The sequence below is a fragment of the Pseudomonas sp. SC11 genome, assembly GCF_047039205.1.
GTDB lineage: Bacteria > Pseudomonadota > Gammaproteobacteria > Pseudomonadales > Pseudomonadaceae > Aquipseudomonas > Aquipseudomonas boreofloridensis.
The window spans coordinates 1,274,420-1,291,353 of sequence record NZ_CP178183.1 but is presented as its reverse complement, the minus strand read 5'-3'; the positions used below and the strand labels follow the sequence as shown (position 1 = coordinate 1,291,353).

General features: G+C 63.2%; 16 protein-coding genes. 10 read left to right on the top strand and 6 right to left on the bottom strand.

Going from position 1 to position 16,934, the window contains the following annotated elements:
- Nucleotides 1-12: 12 nt before the first annotated feature.
- From ACK2SD_RS05950 to ACK2SD_RS05925, 6 genes are all read left to right on the top strand, one after another.
- Nucleotides 13-2,001 carry an RHS repeat-associated core domain-containing protein gene (locus ACK2SD_RS05950; protein ID WP_412461611.1) on the top strand — a complete coding sequence of 663 codons (1,989 nt, stop codon included), beginning with the start codon at nucleotides 13-15 and terminating at the stop codon, nucleotides 1,999-2,001.
- 430 nt (nucleotides 2,002-2,431) lie between these two features.
- Nucleotides 2,432-4,483 carry a putative bifunctional diguanylate cyclase/phosphodiesterase gene (locus ACK2SD_RS05945; protein WP_412461610.1) on the top strand — a complete coding sequence of 684 codons (2,052 nt, stop codon included), beginning with the start codon at nucleotides 2,432-2,434 and terminating at the stop codon, nucleotides 4,481-4,483.
- A gap of 160 nt (nucleotides 4,484-4,643) precedes the next feature.
- On the top strand, nucleotides 4,644-5,978 hold the full coding sequence (locus ACK2SD_RS05940; RefSeq protein WP_116888948.1) for an imelysin family protein: 1,335 nt from the start codon (nucleotides 4,644-4,646) through the stop codon (nucleotides 5,976-5,978).
- A 187-nt stretch (nucleotides 5,979-6,165) separates the two neighbouring features.
- Nucleotides 6,166-7,590 carry a di-heme oxidoredictase family protein gene (locus ACK2SD_RS05935; protein WP_116888950.1) on the top strand — a complete coding sequence of 475 codons (1,425 nt, stop codon included), beginning with the start codon at nucleotides 6,166-6,168 and terminating at the stop codon, nucleotides 7,588-7,590.
- A gap of 18 nt (nucleotides 7,591-7,608) precedes the next feature.
- A complete protein-coding gene (locus ACK2SD_RS05930; RefSeq protein ID WP_029613797.1) occupies nucleotides 7,609-8,673 on the top strand; it encodes an imelysin family protein in 1,065 nt (354 codons plus the stop codon).
- 2 nt (nucleotides 8,674-8,675) lie between these two features.
- A complete protein-coding gene (locus tag ACK2SD_RS05925) occupies nucleotides 8,676-9,776 on the top strand; it encodes a DUF1513 domain-containing protein (RefSeq protein ID WP_412461609.1) in 1,101 nt (366 codons plus the stop codon).
- Nucleotides 9,777-9,873: 97 nt separating this feature from the next.
- On the opposite strand, the gene ACK2SD_RS05920 is transcribed toward ACK2SD_RS05925, so the two are convergent.
- From ACK2SD_RS05920 to colR, 5 genes are all read right to left on the bottom strand, one after another.
- Nucleotides 9,874-10,104 carry a hypothetical protein gene (locus ACK2SD_RS05920; RefSeq protein ID WP_029613799.1) on the bottom strand — a complete coding sequence of 77 codons (231 nt, stop codon included), beginning with the start codon at nucleotides 10,102-10,104 and terminating at the stop codon, nucleotides 9,874-9,876.
- Nucleotides 10,104-10,802 carry a lipopolysaccharide kinase InaA family protein gene (locus ACK2SD_RS05915; RefSeq protein WP_412461608.1) on the bottom strand — a complete coding sequence of 233 codons (699 nt, stop codon included), beginning with the start codon at nucleotides 10,800-10,802 and terminating at the stop codon, nucleotides 10,104-10,106. Before ACK2SD_RS05915 ends, ACK2SD_RS05920 begins: the two co-directional genes overlap by 1 nt.
- 7 nt (nucleotides 10,803-10,809) lie before the next feature.
- Nucleotides 10,810-11,490 (bottom strand): class I SAM-dependent methyltransferase, encoded by a 681-nt coding sequence (locus ACK2SD_RS05910; protein WP_039579753.1) that lies wholly within the window; start codon nucleotides 11,488-11,490, stop codon nucleotides 10,810-10,812.
- 155 nt (nucleotides 11,491-11,645) lie between these two features.
- Nucleotides 11,646-12,956, bottom strand: coding sequence for a sensor histidine kinase (locus ACK2SD_RS05905; RefSeq protein ID WP_029613801.1), 1,311 nt, complete (start codon nucleotides 12,954-12,956; stop codon nucleotides 11,646-11,648).
- Complete coding sequence (gene colR / locus ACK2SD_RS05900; RefSeq protein WP_039579755.1) at nucleotides 12,946-13,629, bottom strand: two-component system response regulator ColR; 684 nt, start codon at nucleotides 13,627-13,629, stop codon at nucleotides 12,946-12,948. Before colR ends, ACK2SD_RS05905 begins: the two co-directional genes overlap by 11 nt.
- A 188-nt stretch (nucleotides 13,630-13,817) precedes the next feature.
- Here colR and ACK2SD_RS05895 point away from each other — a divergent pair, with 188 nt between their 5' ends.
- On the top strand, nucleotides 13,818-14,543 hold the full coding sequence (locus ACK2SD_RS05895) for a phosphatase PAP2 family protein (RefSeq protein ID WP_412461607.1): 726 nt from the start codon (nucleotides 13,818-13,820) through the stop codon (nucleotides 14,541-14,543).
- 16 nt (nucleotides 14,544-14,559) lie between these two features.
- On the opposite strand, the gene gspK is transcribed toward ACK2SD_RS05895, so the two are convergent.
- Nucleotides 14,560-15,486 (bottom strand): type II secretion system minor pseudopilin GspK, encoded by a 927-nt coding sequence (gspK, locus tag ACK2SD_RS05890; protein ID WP_412462273.1) that lies wholly within the window; start codon nucleotides 15,484-15,486, stop codon nucleotides 14,560-14,562.
- Nucleotides 15,487-15,658: 172 nt separating this feature from the next.
- On the opposite strand from gspK, the gene tatA reads away from it, so the two are divergent.
- Genes tatA through tatC form a run of 3 tightly spaced genes read left to right on the top strand, consistent with a single transcriptional unit; the run spans nucleotide 15,659 to nucleotide 16,868 of the window.
- The gene (gene tatA, locus ACK2SD_RS05885) at nucleotides 15,659-15,862 is read left to right on the top strand and encodes a twin-arginine translocase TatA/TatE family subunit (protein ID WP_412461606.1); all 204 of its coding nucleotides are present in this window, start codon (nucleotides 15,659-15,661) and stop codon (nucleotides 15,860-15,862) included.
- Nucleotides 15,862-16,125: a Sec-independent protein translocase protein TatB gene (gene tatB / locus ACK2SD_RS05880; protein WP_029613805.1), complete on the top strand. Its 264-nt coding sequence runs from the start codon at nucleotides 15,862-15,864 to the stop codon at nucleotides 16,123-16,125. The genes tatA and tatB overlap by 1 nt, the downstream gene beginning before the upstream one ends.
- Nucleotides 16,122-16,868, top strand: a complete 747-nt coding sequence (tatC, locus tag ACK2SD_RS05875; protein WP_412461605.1) for a twin-arginine translocase subunit TatC — start codon at nucleotides 16,122-16,124, stop codon at nucleotides 16,866-16,868. The genes tatB and tatC overlap by 4 nt, the downstream gene beginning before the upstream one ends.
- Nucleotides 16,869-16,934 lie beyond the last annotated feature (66 nt).

Below are 16,934 nucleotides of genomic sequence, written 5' to 3'. Positions count from 1 at the left end.
ACATGCCCGGGCATGGCAACTCATGTATTGAGCCGCACGCTCTCGGCGGACGGCCAACTGACCAGCAGCACGCTGAAGGTCGGGAACGATGAACACTCGAGCGACCGCTATGTTTATGATGCACATGGACGGCTGATCAAGTGGTCGGGCAGTGGAAAACACTTCATGTTCCATGAAGGGGCCATGGTCGAACAGGTTTTTGACTATGACCTGCTCGGCAATGTCACCCGCACTCAATACATCGAAAAAGATTGGGGGCCCGGCACTTCTCGATGGAGCCCTGTATTCGAAAGATCCTACGTGCCGCAAAAGCCGGGGTTATTGCACAAACACGGCACTCAAACGATCAAGAGCGATAATCTCGGCCGCTGGCTAGGAAGAGATGCCAGCTTCTACGGTAACGGCCAACCTAAAAAGTCGGGCTCCTTCGATGTAAAGGATACGGTCACCTATGCACACGGTTACGACGACCTGGGCAGACTACGCAGCGTACACTCCAGCAGTAATTTTTCCGAGAGTTACCAGTTTCATTATTTCGCTGGTAGGGTTTACGCACGCTCCAAAGTCAGGAAGGTTGACTCCAAAAAACCGCCGGTTCGCGACTACCACGTCTTGGTAAACGACAGCCCAGGCTGTTACAGACAACAGCGCTGGACCGACGGCGAGCTCGTCTCTTCGAGTTTCGAAATGCGCGATGCCAGTGGCACGATATTCGCCAGTTTCGGCGACGGCGATACCCTCGAGTATCACACCTATTCGCCCTACGGATATCGAGCGTTTCAAAGCCGGTCCAATGTCTGGCTCGGGTTCAAAGGCGAGCCCATGCTGCCAGACGGCACTTACTACCTGGGCAACTACCGGCTCTACAACCCTGAGTACTTGTCGTTCCAGAGCCCGGACAGCTTGAGTCCTTTCGGCCCAGGGGGGCCGGCCGCGTATGCCTACTGCGGTGCCGACCCCATCAACTTCCACGATCCCAGCGGCCATCAACGGGTCGCCCAGTATTCTCGCAAGGTATCCGGCACCTTGTTGGAAAGTAAGGAGTTTCGTTACGCGATGGCAGCGGTCGGTGTCATGACCGCACCCTTCACCGGCGGCACCTCCTTGGGTCTGGCGCTGGCAGTTACCGGACTTGCGCTGGTCTCGTCTGGATTCGAGATTGCGTCGTTGGTTCTGGAAGACAGTGACCCGCAGCTCTCACAAACCTTGGGTTATCTATCACTCGGCATTGGTCTCTCAGGAGCGGCGGTGGGTGCGCTCATCACGGGACGGGCGGCGACCCGGATAGCCACACGCTCAATGGCCAGTCGCTCAGCGCTCACGAAGCGTCCCATTCTCCCGGGCAACGTAGGCGCCAAGACGAAAGGCCTGAAGCGCTTCGGTCACTTGTCGCGCACTGTAACGACCGTCAAGCTACCCAAGTTCCAGCGAATTCCTCAGTGGCATGAAGTGGCCGTAACAGGACCCCAGGCGAAAACGCTGTGGGGCTCGGATATGGCCATCGTTCAAGCCGATGTTCAGGAGCCATTGATCCGCATCGCGCGGCGTAATTCCATGAGCGATATCCACCTCTATTCGGGCGTTCATGGTGATAAAGTCGGCAACAACTGGACGAGCTATAAAAATGCCTCGGGCAAGGTCACGGTCCGGCGAGACCCTTACCTGAACGCTGGTGAATTTTTTGCAGATGATACTGGCGTCTACGGTCACTCTATTATCCGCCATCGAACCCGAAGACTGGTCTCGGAGGTGGAAGTGGACTTTTACAACGCAATCCGAAACACCAACGATGATTACCGGCAGATTCGGCAGAATCTGCGCAAACGCAAGATTCATATTCATGATCTGCGGGGGGCGGACGGAAAAGGGATAACAGTGGAAGATCTTGAGGTCCTGGAGTCGAAACCCGGGCATCATATCGGAGGTTTCTGTTACTCAAGAAACGACGAACGCTGGTTGCACGAGTACGGATTACCGCCCGTGATCAGTTATATCGATTAGGGCCTGTGCCAAGGCTGGTGTGCCGCGCTTGGTGACCTCGGTCGCTTCGACGGCCCAAACACTCCCCCGGAGTGCTTGGGCCGTAAGGACAGAACCGTTCGGGGCCATTCCTCGCCCCGCTGCTTCAGCAACGGGCTATTCTTTGGATTTCTCCAACCTGCCCCATGCTCGATCCGTGCCCTTGCACCATGCACGAAGGTTGACGCCTGCATGATCCTGCCCTCCAGCGCTTGCCCCGCGCCCATAGCGCGCTAACATCAACCATCTGGAAAGTTGACGCAGGACATTCAAGTCCCCGGGTCGCTTAACCGATACAATCACCAGGGTGCATCCAGCGACGGGCTCCTCGCCTGCCGCGGCAATCGGTCGATAGTGTATTGCCAGGGTTGATGGCAAAATAATGGCATGCGCATGGATTAAGGAACCCCCTTTGAAGCTGGAATTTCGGAACAGCTTGTCCGTCAAGTTGCTCAGGGTCGTGCTGCTGGCGGCGCTCGCGGTGGGCGTGGTGCTCAGTTGCGCGCAGATCGTCTATGACACCTACAAGACCCGCCAGGCCGTCGACAACGACGCCCAGCGCATCCTCGACATGTTCCGCGACCCGTCCACCCAGGCGGTCTATAGTCTCGACCGAGAGATGGGCATGCAGGTCATGGAAGGTCTGTTCCAGGACCAGTCGGTGCGCATGGCCTCCATCGGCCACCCCAACGAGACCATGCTCGCGCAGAAATCCCGCCCGCTGCAGGACATGCCACTGCGCTGGCTGACCGACCTGATCCTCGGTCAGGAACGCACCTACACCACGCAACTGGTCGGCCGTGGCCCCTATAGCGAGTACTACGGCGACCTCAGCATCACCCTCGACACCGCCAGTTATGGCGAGGGCTTCCTGGTCAATGCGGTGATCATCTTCATCTCCGGCGTGCTACGCGCCCTGGCCATGGGCCTGGTGCTTTATCTGGTCTACCACTGGCTGTTGACCAAACCGCTGTCGAGGATCATCGAGCACCTCACCCAGATCAATCCGGATCGACCCAGTCAGCACCAGATTCCCCAGCTCAAGGGCCATGAACGCAATGAACTGGGGCTGTGGGTCGACACGGCCAACCAACTGCTGGCCTCCATCGAGCGCAACACCCACCTGCGCCACGAAGCCGAGACCAGCCTGCAGCGCATGGCTCAGTACGACTTCCTGACCGGCCTGGCCAATCGTCAGCAACTGCAGCAGCAGTTGGACAAGATCCTGGCCGATGCCGGACGTCTGCAGCACCGGGTGGCGGTGCTGTGCGTGGGACTGGACGACTTCAAAGGCATCAACGAGCAATTCAGCTACCAAGTGGGCGACCAATTGCTGCTGGCCCTGGCCGACCGCCTGCGTGCCCACAGCGGTCGGCTCGGTGCCCTGGCGCGCCTGGGCGGCGACCAGTTCGCCCTGGTCCAGGCCAATATCGAACAGCCCTACGAAGCGGCGGAACTGGCACAGAGCATTCTCGACGACCTGGACACCCCGTTTGCCCTCGACCATCAGGAAATCCGCCTGCGCGCCACCATCGGCATCACCCTGTTCCCCGAAGATGGCGACAGCACCGAAAAGCTGCTGCAAAAAGCCGAGCAGACCATGACCTTGGCCAAGGCCCGCTCGCGCAATCGCTACCAGTTCTACATCGCCAGCGTCGACAGCGAAATGCGCCGCCGCCGCGAGTTGGAAAAGGACCTGCGCGAGGCGCTGCCGCGTAACCAGCTGTACCTGGTGTACCAGCCGCAGATCAGCTACCGCGACAACCGCGTGGTGGGCGTCGAGGCGCTACTGCGCTGGCAGCATCCAGAGCTGGGCATGGTGCCGCCGGACCAGTTCATTCCCCTGGCCGAGCAGAACGGCAACATCATCAGCATTGGCGAATGGGTGCTCGACCAGGCCTGCCGTCAACTGCGCGAATGGCACGACCTGGGCTTCAGTGACCTGCGCATGGCCGTCAACCTGTCCACCGTGCAATTGCACCACGCCGAGCTGCCACGGGTGGTCAACAACCTGTTGCAGGCCTATCGCTTGCCGCCGCGCAGCCTGGAATTGGAGGTCACTGAAACCGGCCTGATGGAAGACATCAGCACCGCCGCCCAGCACCTGCTCAGTCTGCGCCGCTCCGGCGCGCTGATCGCCATCGACGACTTCGGCACCGGTTATTCCTCGCTCAGTTACCTGAAGTCGCTGCCGCTGGACAAGATCAAGATCGACAAGAGTTTCGTCCAGGATTTGCTCGACGACGATGACGACGCCACCATCGTTCGCGCCATCATCCAACTGGGCAAGAGCCTGGGCATGCAGGTCATCGCCGAAGGCGTGGAAACCGCCGAGCAGGAAACCTACATCATCGCCCAAGGCTGTCACGAAGGTCAGGGCTACCACTACAGCAAACCGCTGCCGGCGCGTGAACTCACGGCCTTCCTCAAGCAGGCCCAGCGCAACCAGATGTCGGTGCTCTGATCGGCAGCGACCTCGAAGGTCGCGGCAACGCCATTTTCGCGAAAAGCGCGACTGACGCTTTACATCAAATGCAAATCTTTCGCATCATGTGCCGGTTCAGCGTGCCATCACGCACCGGCCGCACTACATGGTCCAACCACACGACGCAGGGATACTCACAATGATTCGAATGCCTCTGGCCTCCGCCAGTCTGCTGGCCATCGCCATCGCTCTCGCCGGTTGCGGCGAAGGCAAGGACGACAAGGCTGCCGCCCCGCAAGCCCAGGCACCGGCTGCCAGCACCGCTGCCAGCGCGCCGGCAGCGGTCGACGAGGCAGCGGCCAAGGCCGTGGTCAAGCAGTATGCCGACATGGTCCACGCGGTCTACAGCGACTCGCTGAGCACCGCCAAGCACCTGCAAACCGCCATCGACGCATTCCTCGCCCAACCCAACGACGACACCCTCAAGGCCGCCAAGCAGGCCTGGGTCGATTCGCGCGTTCCGTACCTGCAAAGCGAGGCCTTCCGCTTCGGCAACACCATCATCGACGACTGGGAAGGTCAGGTGAACGCCTGGCCGCTGGACGAAGGCTTGATCGACTACGTCGACAAGAGCTACGAGCACGCCCTGGGCAACCCGGCAGCCAACGCCAACATCATCGCCAACCCGGAAATCCAGGTGGGCGAAGACAAGATCGACGTCAAGGACATCACCCCCGAGAAGCTCGCCAGCCTGAACGAGCTCGGCGGTTCGGAGGCCAACGTCGCCACCGGCTACCACGCCATCGAATTCCTGCTCTGGGGCCAGGACCTCAACGGCACCGGCCCTGGCGCCGGCAACCGTCCAGCGTCGGACTACCTGGAAGGTCCAGGCGCCACCGGAGGTCACAACGACCGTCGCCGCGCCTACCTCAAGGCGGTGACCGATCTGCTGGTCAGCGACCTGCAGGAGATGGTCGACAACTGGGCACCGAACGTCGCCGACAACTACCGCGCCTCGCTGGAAGCCGAGCCGGTCAAGGACGGCCTGCGCAAGATGCTGTTCGGCATGGGCAGCCTGTCGCTGGGCGAACTGGCGGGCGAGCGCATGAAAGTCTCGCTGGAAGCCAACTCGCCTGAAGACGAGCACGACTGCTTCAGCGACAACACCCACTGGTCGCACTTCTACGACGCCAAGGGCATCCGCAACGTCTATCTGGGCGAGTACACCCGTCCCGACGGCTCCAAGGTCAGCGGCCCGAGCCTGTCGTCGCTGGTGGCCAAGATCGACCCGGCCACCGACGCCACGCTCAAGGCCGACCTGCAGGACACTGAGGCGAAGATCCAGGTGATCGTCGACCACGCGCTCAAGGGCGAGCACTACGACCAACTGATCGCCGCCGACAATGCCGCCGGCAATCAGATCGTGCGCGACGCCATCGCCGCCCTGGTCAAGCAGACCGGCGCCATCGAGCAGGCCGCCGGCAAGCTGGGCATCGACAACCTGAACCCGGATACTGCAGACCACGAGTTCTGATTCGGGCAAGGTGACTAAAAAGGGCGGCCTTCGGGTCGCCCTTTTTCATGGAGCAGGCGTGGCGGGCGATCCTGCTCCAGTGCACTGGCCGCAGGCTTTTCACCCGGTAGTTGCAAATTGCTCTTATTCAAACATCCCCGTTTTGCTAAGCTTGCCGCCGGTTTTTCGCTCATGCTCAGGATTGTCGATGTCCTCGCCGCTGTCCCGACTGCCCCTCTTGCTGCTGGCTAGCGTCCTGGCCGCCTGTGACGACGCCCCGCGTTTCACCCAGGCCGAGCCCGGCGAAGCCCTGTCCGGCGGCCAGGCGACGGTGCTGCGCAGCGACCGCAATGCCTATTCCATGCCATCGGCCAATCTCACACCCGAACGGCGCCTGGATTTCAGCGTCGGCAACAGCTTCTTCCGCAATCCGTGGGTCATCGCGCCGTCCACCACCACCGCACGCGACGGCCTGGGCCCGCTGTTCAACACCAACGCCTGCCAGAACTGCCATGTGCGCGACGGTCGCGGGCACCCGCCCGAGGCCGATTCGAACAATGCTGTGTCGATGCTGGTGCGCGTGTCGATTCCTGACCAACCCGCCTACGTCAAGGAAATCCAGCGCCTGGGCGTGGTGCCCGAGCCGGTCTACGGCACTCAATTGCAGGACATGGCCATTCCCGGCGTGCGCCCCGAGGCCAAGGTGCGAGTGGACTACAGCGTCGAGCCGGTCACTTTCGAGGATGGCTATCAGGTCGAATTACGCCGCCCGCGCCTGCAGATCACCCAACTCGGGTACGGCCCGATGCACCCCGACACCCGTTTCTCCGCGCGCATCGCGCCGCCGATGATCGGCCTCGGCCTGCTCGAAGCCATTCCCGAAGCCGCGATCCTGGCCAACGAAGACCCGCAGGACCGCAACGGCGACGGCATTCGTGGCCGCGCCAATCGGGTCTGGGACGACGCCCAGGGCAAGACCGTGGTCGGCCGCTTCGGCTGGAAGGCCGGGCAACCGAACGTCAACCAACAGAACGTGCACGCCTTGGCCGGCGACATGGGCCTGACCAGCACCCTCAAGCCCGAGGACGACTGCACAGCAGCGCAGGTCGAGTGCCTGGCCGCGCCCAACGGTGACGGCCAGAACGGCGAGAAGGAAGTCAGCGACAACATCCTGCGGCTGCTCACCTTCTATACCCGCAACCTCGCCGTGCCCGCGCGGCGCAAGGTCGACGCACCCCAGGTTCTGGCCGGCAAGACCTTGTTCTTCCAAGCGGGCTGCCAAGGCTGCCACACCCCGCAATTCACCACCGGCAGCAACAGCGAGCCGGAGTTGGCCAATCAGCTGATTCGCCCCTACAGCGACCTGCTGCTGCACGACATGGGGCCGGGCCTGGCCGACAACCGCAGCGAGTTCGCTGCCGGTGGTCAGGACTGGCGCACCCCGCCGCTGTGGGGCATCGGCCTGAGCGAAACCGTCAGCGGCCACACCCAGTTCCTGCATGACGGCCGCGCGCGCAACCTGCTCGAAGCCGTGCTCTGGCACGGTGGCGAAGCCGAGGCCGCACGCCGTCACGTACTGACCTTCGATGCCGAGCAGCGCGCCGCGCTGCTGGCGTTCCTGAACTCACTGTAATCGCGCAAGGAGCCGGGCATGTTCCGACCCAAACTGTTGTTCACCAGCCTCGCCGCCATCGCCCTGGGCGCCTGCTCGCCGCAGGATCCGCAAGCCGTCACCTCGGCCGCCATCGCCCAGCAGGTGATCCTGCCCACCTACAGCCGCTGGGTCGAAGCCGACCGTCAGCTGGCCGCCAGCGCGCTGGCCTACTGCGAAGGCAAAGAGAGCCTGGACAGCGCCCGCGCCGACTTCCTCAACGCGCAGAAAGCCTGGGCTGAACTGCAGCCGCTGCTGGTCGGACCGCTGGCCGAAGGCAACCGCGCCTGGCAAGTGCAATTCTGGCCAGACAAGAAGAACCTGGTCGGTCGCCAGGTCGAGCAACTGGTGGCTGGCGACACGCCGGTCGATGCCCAGGCGCTGAGCAAGGCCAGCGTGGTGGTGCGTGGCCTGTCGGCCTACGAGTACATTCTCTTCGACAGCAAGCCGGACATCGCCAGCGCCGAGCAGAAGGCGCGCTACTGCCCGCTGCTGGTGGCCATCGCCGAGCACCAGAAAGCCCTGGCCGAGGAGATCCTCAAGAGCTGGAACAGCACCGACGGCATGCTCTCGCAGATGACCAAGTTCCCCAACCAGCGCTACGCCGATTCCCACGAGGCCATCGCCGATTTGCTGCGGGCCCAGGTCACCGCACTGGACACGCTGAAGAAGAAACTCGGTGCACCCATGGGTCGCCAGAGCAAAGGCATCGTCCAGCCACTGCAAGCCGAGGCCTGGCGCAGCCATTCCTCGCTCAAGAGCCTGGAAGCGTCGCTCAAGGCGGCTGAAACGGTCTGGACCGGCGTCGACAACAAGGGCCTGCGCGGACTGCTGGGCAAGGACCAGAGCGCGCTGGCACAAAAGATCGACGATGCCTACGCCACATCAGCCAAGCTGCTGGCCGACAATCAAAAGACCCTGGGCGAACTGCTCGCCGACGATACCGGCAAGCAAACCCTCAACCAGATCTACGACAGCCTCAACGTTGTCCACCGCCTGCACGAAGGCGAATTGGCCAAGGCGTTGAACATTCAGCTGGGCTTCAATGCCAACGACGGTGACTGATCATGCTGCGACGCCAGGCCCTCAAACTCGGTAGCGTACTGCTCAGCGCCCTGACGCTCGGCGGCTGGACGCTGATGCGCAACAAGGGCAGCGAGCCGCTGTTGCTATCGGCGCGCGACGATGCCGAGGGCGGCCACTATGCCGTGGCCTATCGCCTCGACGGCACCCAAGTGTTCGCCACCCAAGTGGCCCAGCGTTGCCATGCCATCATCCATCACCCCGAACAGCCGATCGCGCTGTTCGTGGCCCGCCGTCCCGGCACCGAGAGCTACCTGATCGACCTGCGCGACGGACGCCTGCTGCAAACCCTCGCCTCGCAGCCGAACCGGCATTTCTATGGCCACGCGGTCATCCACAAGGACGGCCACTGGCTGTACACCACCGAGAATGACACCCGCGATCCTGGACGTGGCGTACTGGGGGTGTATCGGTTCGAGGGCGAGCGTCTGGTGTACACGGGTGAACTGTCCACCCACGGTATTGGCCCTCACGAGGTGGCCTGGATGCCCGACGGCGAAACCCTGGTGGTGGCCAACGGCGGCATTCGCACCGAGGCCGAAAGCCGGGTGGAAATGAACCTTGATGCCATGGAACCGAGCCTGGTGCTGATGCAACGCGACGGCACGCTGCTGAGCAAGGAAACCCTGACCCAGCAGATGAACAGCGTGCGCCATTTGGCGGTGGGCACCGACGGCACCATCCTGGCCTGCCAGCAGTTCATGGGCGGTGCCGAGGAGACCGCCGAGCTACTGGCGATCAAGCGCCCCGGTCAGCCGTTCCAAGCGTTTCCGGTAGCGGATCGGCAGTTGCAATCGATGGCCCAGTACACCGCCAGCGTCGCGGTGCACAGCGACCTTCGCCTGGTAGCGCTGACCGCGCCGCGGGCCAATCGACTGTTCATCTGGGACATGGACAGCGGCGCGGTGAAACTCGATGCGCCGATGCCTGACTGTGCCGGCGTTGGTGCGGTCGCAGACGGTTTTGTGGTGACCTCCGGGCAAGGGCGTTGCCGGTTCTACGACTGCCGACAGCGCGAGCTGGTGGGTCAGCCGCTGAATCTGCCTTCAGGATTGTGGGATAACCACCTGCATCTGGTGGGATGATCCAGGCCTGTCCGGGCCACATTGCTGAAACAGCATGTTTTTCGGCAAAAACGCAAAGGGCCGCGACGCGGCCCTGAAGTGCTGGAAAATCCAGGCGTCAGCCAAACGGCCTCAAGCCTTGGCGCATGCCGAACAGAAACAGCAATAGATCATTATCCGGTTTCGCCTGCCCCTGCTCCGCCTTGGCCACACGCGGCAACGCGCACTGGCCGGCAGCATCGCTCTTGCTGAACACCGTGGGCCGCGCTTCGCCCCAAGAGGCAGCAGCGACAGTGGTCACACCCAACGCCCCTACCAGGAACAAAGCTCGAGCTATTTCTAGTTTCATTACCCTAACCCTTTGACAGCGCTGCCAAACGCACTCTGATAAAAGTAGAGCAGAGTTTCAAATTCTGCCGTGTTCAGCGACGAATGGCGCCGAAGCTGGCGCAAGTCGTTGTAGGCAGCACGCTGACAACTGATGCGTCGGCGGCATTTTTCCAGATCCAGCAACGCCACTTCAGCGCGCATCTGATCATCCTCGCCGATCACCTTTACAAAAACATGCTTGCCGTACAGGCAGCCGTGTTGCCAATGCCCCAGGTGCATGCGCGCCAGATTAGCCGCCAGTTCTTCGAGCATGCGCTCGTGCAGCACCTGCGGGTAACGCTCACGGGCGCCCTCGGCATGCCACGTATCCAGGTCGACGAACCCGTCCAGCGCCTCGCTGACCAACAGCGCACGCCATTGCTGGTCGGCGTCGCGCTCGGCACCGGCGAACACGATGCGCGGGACTCGTACCCCCAGTTGTTCGAAACTGGTGAGCGCATCCAGCTCGCGCAACACTGTCGGACGGCCGAACGGATGTAACAGGCTGCGATAGATATGCCCTACCTGACGCTTGGCGTAGAGCAGTTGACCGCTGCCATCGTCCAGGCGCTGAACGCCGCTTTCGCCACCGCGGCGCTGGTTAGGCGCTTCGACCCACTCGCCCTGCTGCTGCCAGTAATAGTCGAACCGCGACGTCTGATCCCGAACTGTTGCCATGAAACCGTTACCCCTTGCGTAATACGTAAACTCGCCACATGGCATAGAACGGGAGGAAGTCCAGTCGTTCCTGAATCCTGAAGCCTGCCGAAACAAATTCCTGCTCAACCGTAGCAGCAGGTAACACAAAGCGATTCTGGTAACTGTCCTGCTCCACCTTGGCGCGGCGGCGTGCCTCGAGCTTCTGCCGGCGCCAGGCTTTGAAGTTGCCATCCACCCACAGCGAAAGTATCACGCTGTCGCGACTAACCCGCTGAAATTCAGAAAGAATCTGCTTGCGGTGAGCGGGATCGCCGATGTGGTGCAGCAGACGCATACAGAAGATGCTGTCAACCGCGTTGTCAGGCAAATCGATGGCAAAGGCGGAAGTCTGCAAAGGTCGTACCCGCGCGACGACCTCTGGCGATTGCGCGGCACAGGCTGTCTCGATCATCGCCGCCGAGTTGTCGGCGCCAATGATCACGCGGTTGGGCTTTTCCGCCAGCAACGGCCAGAAGCGGCCGGCACCGCACGGCAAATCGAGCACCAGACCCGGTTCACCGGCCAGCGTCAGGGCGCGTCGGGCGAGTTGCTCGTCGCGAGTGTGAGACAGACGCCGGGCCAGTCCTTCCTGGTGCTTGAGCAAGTACTCCCGCGCGTGTTGCTGGTCGTACTTTTCGGAAAACGCGAGTTTGATAGGGCTACGCATGGACGATCTCCTGAATCGATGCCGGCCACCTTAGGCGGGCAAGCGTCGGCATCAGGTCATGACCGTGTGAAAAATCTGTCACACCAAGGAGATAGGTCTTACGAGATATGTAGAAAAGGGTATTAGATCAGCGGGGCTTGAACAGCCCCGCGCTGTTACTGGGCCGGCTCTTGCTCTTGGAGCACCGGACTGCCCTGGCTGAGATCGACCTGAAAGCGGCAGCCGTGGGGCGAGGTCGCGGTGAGGGTCACCCGCCAGCCCTGGTCATCGCAGATCCGCTGCACCAGCGAAAGGCCCAGGCCGAGCCCTTCGCCACGCCGCTCGTCCCCGCGTACGAAGGGCTTGAACATGGCCTCGCGCTGTTCCTCCGGAATGCCCACACCGCTGTCCTCGACGCTGAAGCCATTGGCTTCCAGGCTCAGGCGGATATAGCCGCTGTCGGTGTAGTGCGCCGCATTGCGCAGCAGGTTGCCCATCACCGATTGCAGGAAGGTGGCGTTGTACAGGGTCGCACTGGCGCTGACCCGACCGTCGTAGTACAGCGTCAGGCCTTTCTGCTCGATGGTGTCGCGCCAGACACCGATCAGGTCGTCGCCCACCTCGCGCAGGCTCGCCCGCGAGGCCACCGCCCCTTCGTCGCGCTGGGCACGCGCCAACATCAGGAAGGTCTTGACCAGCTCGCGCATTTCCTCGGTGGCCCGTGCGATGCGCTCCACCTGGCTGCGTGACCGGCTGTCCAACCCTGGATTTTCCATCAGCAACTCGCACGAGGTGGCCAGCACCATCAGCGGGGTACGCAACTCATGGCTGACGTCGCTGGTGAACAGGCGCTCGCGGGTCAACGCATCGCGCAGCCGACCCAGGGTGTCGTCGAAGGCCACGGCCAATTGGCCGACTTCATCGGCCGCGTAGTCCGGTGCCAGCGGCGGTGCCAGGCCGAGCAGTTGATCGCGATGACGCACCTGGCGAGCCAGGCGGATCACCGGCGCCATCACCCGGCGCGCCAGCAGCCAGCCGAGGAAGGCCGCCAGCGCCAGGCTGAGCACGAAGCCCACGGTCACCACGGCGAACAGCACCCGTTCGCGCTCCTCGAAGTCACTCTGGTCCTGCAGCAGGACGTAGTGGCGGCCGTCCACCACCTCGACCATGGCGTGGTAGGACAGTTGGTCGCGGAATACCTCATGGAAGCCGGCTTCCAGATGGCGCAGGTCCTTGGGCAACTCGAAATCGTCGCGCCCGCCGTCGAAGTAGAACAACTGGTCCGGACGCGGGCGATGGCTCCAGTCGCTGACACTGTCCATGCGCAGCAGGCGCTGCAGATCGCCACCGAGCACCGAGGAAATCAGCCGCTCTTCGACCAGGTGGACGGTGGCGACGATGCCGAAGGCGAACGCCCCGGCGACCAGCGCGCTCATCAACGCGAAGGCGATGATGATGCGCTGGGCAAGGCTTTGCTTAAACTCCATCGCGACCCTCGGCGAGGCGATAGCCGACGCCATGGACGGTATGCAGCAGAGGTTTTTCGAACGGTTTGTCGATCACTTGGCGCAACTGGTGCACGTGGCTGCGCAGGCTGTCGCTGTCGGGGCAGTCATCGCCCCACAGGGCCTCTTCGAGCACCTCGCGGCGCAGCACGTGCGGGCTTTTCTGCATGAGCACCGCCAGCAGTTTCAGGCCCACGGGGTTGAGTTTGAGCAGCTTGCCCTGCCGGGTTACCTCCAGGGTGTCCAGGTCGTAGCTCAGGTCGGCCACTTGCAAGGTGCGCCGCCCGCCGCCCTGGGCGCGACGCAGCACCGCTTCAATGCGCGCCGATAGCTCGGACAGGGCGAACGGTTTGAGCAGGTAATCGTCGGCCCCGGAACGGAAGCCCTGCAGGCGGTCGTCCAACTGGTCGCGGGCGGTGAGCATGATCACCGGGGTGTCGCGGCGGGCGTCTTCGCGCAGGCGCTTGCACAGGGTATAGCCATCGATGCCCGGCAGCATGATGTCGAGCACGATCAGGTCGTAGTGTTCGGTGGCGGCCAGGTGCAGGCCCGACAGGCCGTCCTGGGCGCAGTCGACGGTATAGCCTTTCATGCCCAGGTAGTCGGCCAGGTTGGCGAGGATATCGCGGTTGTCTTCAACCAGTAGAATGCGCATCGGGGTCTCCTGTGCGGCGCTTCGCTGTGCGCGGCAGGCGCAGCTTACGGCCAATGGCCAGGCATCGCCAGCCTTGACGAACATTCAAGGCAACTGACGTTTTTTTCACGCAAGCTTCACGCACCCAGCATAGCGACAGCCCGAGAATGCCCGATCTTTTGTCTCGAGCCCGTGCCTCAGGAGCCGCCATGCACCCCACCCGTCCCCGTCCGATCAATCTCTGGCTGTACCTGGGTGTTCCGCTGGCGGTCGCGGTGGCGCTGCTGTTGCTCGAACTCACCTCCCTGGACATGGACCTGGCCAAGCTGATGTTCGATCCCTCGGCCGGTCAATTCATCGGGCGGCGCAGCTACTTCCTGGAGACCGTGCTGCACGACTGGGTCAAGCAGGCAGTGATTGGCGTAGGACTGCTCTCGGTCGGTGCGTTGATCCTCAGCTTCCTCTGGTCGGGCCTTTCCAGTTGGCGCCGCGAGTTGGGTTGCCTGGTGCTGGCGCTGGCCATCTCCACCGGCATGGTCACCCCGCTCAAGCAATTGACGGGCGTGCAATGCCCATGGAGCCTCACCGAATTCGGCGGCAAGGAAACCTATAGCAAGCTGCTCGAAACCCGTCCGGCCACCAACAAGCCAGGCCTGTGCTGGCCGGGCGGGCATGCCACCACCGGTTTCAGCCTGTTCGCCCTGTTCTTCGTGCTGCGCGACCGCAAGCCACGCCTGGCCCGCGCCGCATTCGGCCTGGCCGCAGGCCTGGGCATCGTGCTGTCACTGGGCAGGATGATGCAGGGCGCGCATTTCCTCTCGCATAACGTCTGGACGGCGGTGTTCTGCTGGCTGATCGGCCTGAGCTGCTATTACCTGCTGCTGTATCGCCATGGGTCGACGCAAGCCGCGCTGGCCGAACGCCGGTTGGCGTGACGCCGGGCCGACTCACTCAGGGCAGGGGCTCGCGCGCCCTGACCCGTACCTGCTGCGCCGGTACCCGGGCATGCCATTGCACCACGCCGAGCGCCTCCACCTGGAACTGGCTGCGCACCACCTGCCCCGCTTCCTCGAAGGACAACTGCAACAGGAAATGCCCGCTGTTGAGCAGCAACCCTTCGCTGAGCCGGGTGAAGGTCTCGTCGTCCACCGCCCCCAGGGCCTGACGCAGCGCCGAAGCATCGACATACCCAGAAGGCGGACGATTGCTGACGATCCGGCTCAGCAACGCGCGTGAAAAGCGGCCTTCGTAGAGTGCTTCGAGCAAGGGCAGGTGTTGCAGGTCGAGGGCGTTGGCATTCAATCGCCAAGCGCCGGTCAGCGGCAGCGCGCAGAGCATCGGGTAGCGCGCCTGGCGCAGCGCATCGGGCTCGAGCAGCAGGTTGAGCTCACTGATATCGAGCATGGGCTGGTTGGCGGCCAGGCGCGGCGGGCGCTGACGCAGGTACTGCGCACTCTCGGCGCCTTGCAGGCGACTGTCGCTGTCGGCATCGAGCCAGTCGGCCAAGGCATCGACCAGCCGCTCGGCCGCCAGGTCGTCACCGAGCAGACGCCGCAGTTGCCGTTCGGCGCGCTCGGCATCCTCGCCGAGCAGCGCGTTGACATTGAAGCAACTGTGCTGGTCCCGCACCTGCAAGCGCGCCGTGCCTGCACCGAAGTCATAGCTCAGCGCCTGACCGCGCAGGGCCTGCCAGAACAGCGGACTGGCGCGCCAGGCTGGATCGCGCAAGGCCTGGCTGGCATAGGCCAGGCCCGCCTGTTCCATGGCGCGGATCTGCACGCGCTGGCGCAGCAAGCGGGTTTCGTCCACCTGGCGCCGTCCCTCCTCCACCAGCCAGGCCAGACCCGCCGCCAGCATGCCCAATGCCAGCATCACCATCAGCAGGGCCACGCCCCGTTGTCGTTCGGCACTGTTCACAGGGCACCTCGTCGTCCATCGAAGGCGACAGTCAACAGGGCGGGTGTTGCAGAGAGATGGCAGCCGTCACCTGAGCGTCATCTGAGCCAGGCAGGATTGGCGCTCTTTTCGCGACCTGACGGAGTTTTCGCACATGGGTGGTATTGGCATCTGGCAACTGGTGATCGTGCTGTTGATCGTCTTCCTGCTGTTCGGCACCAAGCGCCTCAAAGGCCTGGGCAGCGATGTCGGCGAGGCCATCCAGGGCTTTCGCAAGTCGATGGGCAGCGAGAGCGACAGCAAAGCTGCAGCCGACACCCAGGTTCAGGCGCAACAGTCGACGGAACGCCAGGGCTGATGTTCGAGGTCGGCTTCAGCGAGCTGCTGCTGGTGGGCATCGTCGCGCTGCTGGTACTCGGTCCCGAGCGACTGCCGGTGGCGCTGCGTAGCGTCGGTCGCGGTCTGGGCCAGGCGCGCCGGGCGATGAACCAGTTGCGCGCTCAGGTCGAGCGGGAGATCGACCTGCCGACACTGGACAGCGCGCCGCTGCGCGCGCTCGAACAGGAGATCCGTGAAGGCGTGCGCCTGACCGAGGCCCCGGCCAAGGAGCCCACGCCATGAGCCTGGCCCTGCCCGAACACAGGGCCCTGCCGCTGACCGAGCACCTGCGCGATCTGCGCCGGCGCCTGCTGCGCATGCTGCTGGCCCTGGCGCTGGTGTTCGCCGCGCTGTTCCCCTTCGCCCAGACGCTCTACACCCTGGTCTCCGAACCCCTGCGGCGCTACCTGCCCGAAGGCGCGAGCATGATCGCCACCAGCGTTACCTCGCCCTTTCTCACGCCGTTCAAACTGACAGCGATGTGCGCCGTGTTCATCAGCATGCCGCTGCTGCTGCATCAGGTCTGGGGCTTCATCGCCCCGGGTCTGTACCGGCGGGAAAGACGCATTGCCGTGCCGCTGCTGGTGTCGAGCATCCTGCTGTTCTACGGCGGCATGGCGTTCGCGTTCTTTCTGGTGTTTCCACTGATGTTCGCGTTCTTCGCCAGCGTGACACCGGACGGGGTGGCGATGATGACCGACATCGGCCAGTACCTGGATTTCATCCTGGCGCTGTTTCTGGCGTTCGGCCTGGCATTCGAAATCCCGGTGGCCACCTTCATCGTGGTCTGGGCGGGGCTGACCGATGTCGCCAGCCTGCGCCGCAGTCGCCCTTACGTGATCGTCGGGTGCTTCGTGGCCGGGATGATCCTGACGCCGCCCGATGTGTTTTCCCAGACCCTGCTGGCCGTGCCGATGTGGCTGCTGTTCGAGGCGGGCCTGCTGGCCTGCGCAAGCGTCGGCGTGACCAGACGCAGCCCGGCCTAAGGGTTCGACTGACCCGCAGAAAACGACAAGCCCCGACAGAAGACTGACGGGGCTTGTCGATTGCAG

Coding starts and splice junctions, on each gene's coding strand:
- ACK2SD_RS05950 (WP_412461611.1), top strand. CDS start 13: ATGGCAACTCATGTATTGAGCCGCACGCTCTCGGCGGACGGCCAACTG.
- ACK2SD_RS05940 (WP_116888948.1), top strand. CDS start 4,644: ATGATTCGAATGCCTCTGGCCTCCGCCAGTCTGCTGGCCATCGCCATC.
- ACK2SD_RS05935 (WP_116888950.1), top strand. CDS start 6,166: ATGTCCTCGCCGCTGTCCCGACTGCCCCTCTTGCTGCTGGCTAGCGTC.
- ACK2SD_RS05930 (WP_029613797.1), top strand. CDS start 7,609: ATGTTCCGACCCAAACTGTTGTTCACCAGCCTCGCCGCCATCGCCCTG.
- ACK2SD_RS05925 (WP_412461609.1), top strand. CDS start 8,676: ATGCTGCGACGCCAGGCCCTCAAACTCGGTAGCGTACTGCTCAGCGCC.
- ACK2SD_RS05920 (WP_029613799.1), bottom strand. CDS start 10,104: ATGAAACTAGAAATAGCTCGAGCTTTGTTCCTGGTAGGGGCGTTGGGT.
- ACK2SD_RS05915 (WP_412461608.1), bottom strand. CDS start 10,802: ATGGCAACAGTTCGGGATCAGACGTCGCGGTTCGACTATTACTGGCAG.
- ACK2SD_RS05910 (WP_039579753.1), bottom strand. CDS start 11,490: ATGCGTAGCCCTATCAAACTCGCGTTTTCCGAAAAGTACGACCAGCAA.
- ACK2SD_RS05905 (WP_029613801.1), bottom strand. CDS start 12,956: ATGGAGTTTAAGCAAAGCCTTGCCCAGCGCATCATCATCGCCTTCGCG.
- colR (WP_039579755.1), bottom strand. CDS start 13,629: ATGCGCATTCTACTGGTTGAAGACAACCGCGATATCCTCGCCAACCTG.
- ACK2SD_RS05895 (WP_412461607.1), top strand. CDS start 13,818: ATGCACCCCACCCGTCCCCGTCCGATCAATCTCTGGCTGTACCTGGGT.
- gspK (WP_412462273.1), bottom strand. CDS start 15,486: ATGGTGATGCTGGCATTGGGCATGCTGGCGGCGGGTCTGGCCTGGCTG.
- tatA (WP_412461606.1), top strand. CDS start 15,659: ATGGGTGGTATTGGCATCTGGCAACTGGTGATCGTGCTGTTGATCGTC.
- tatB (WP_029613805.1), top strand. CDS start 15,862: ATGTTCGAGGTCGGCTTCAGCGAGCTGCTGCTGGTGGGCATCGTCGCG.
- tatC (WP_412461605.1), top strand. CDS start 16,122: ATGAGCCTGGCCCTGCCCGAACACAGGGCCCTGCCGCTGACCGAGCAC.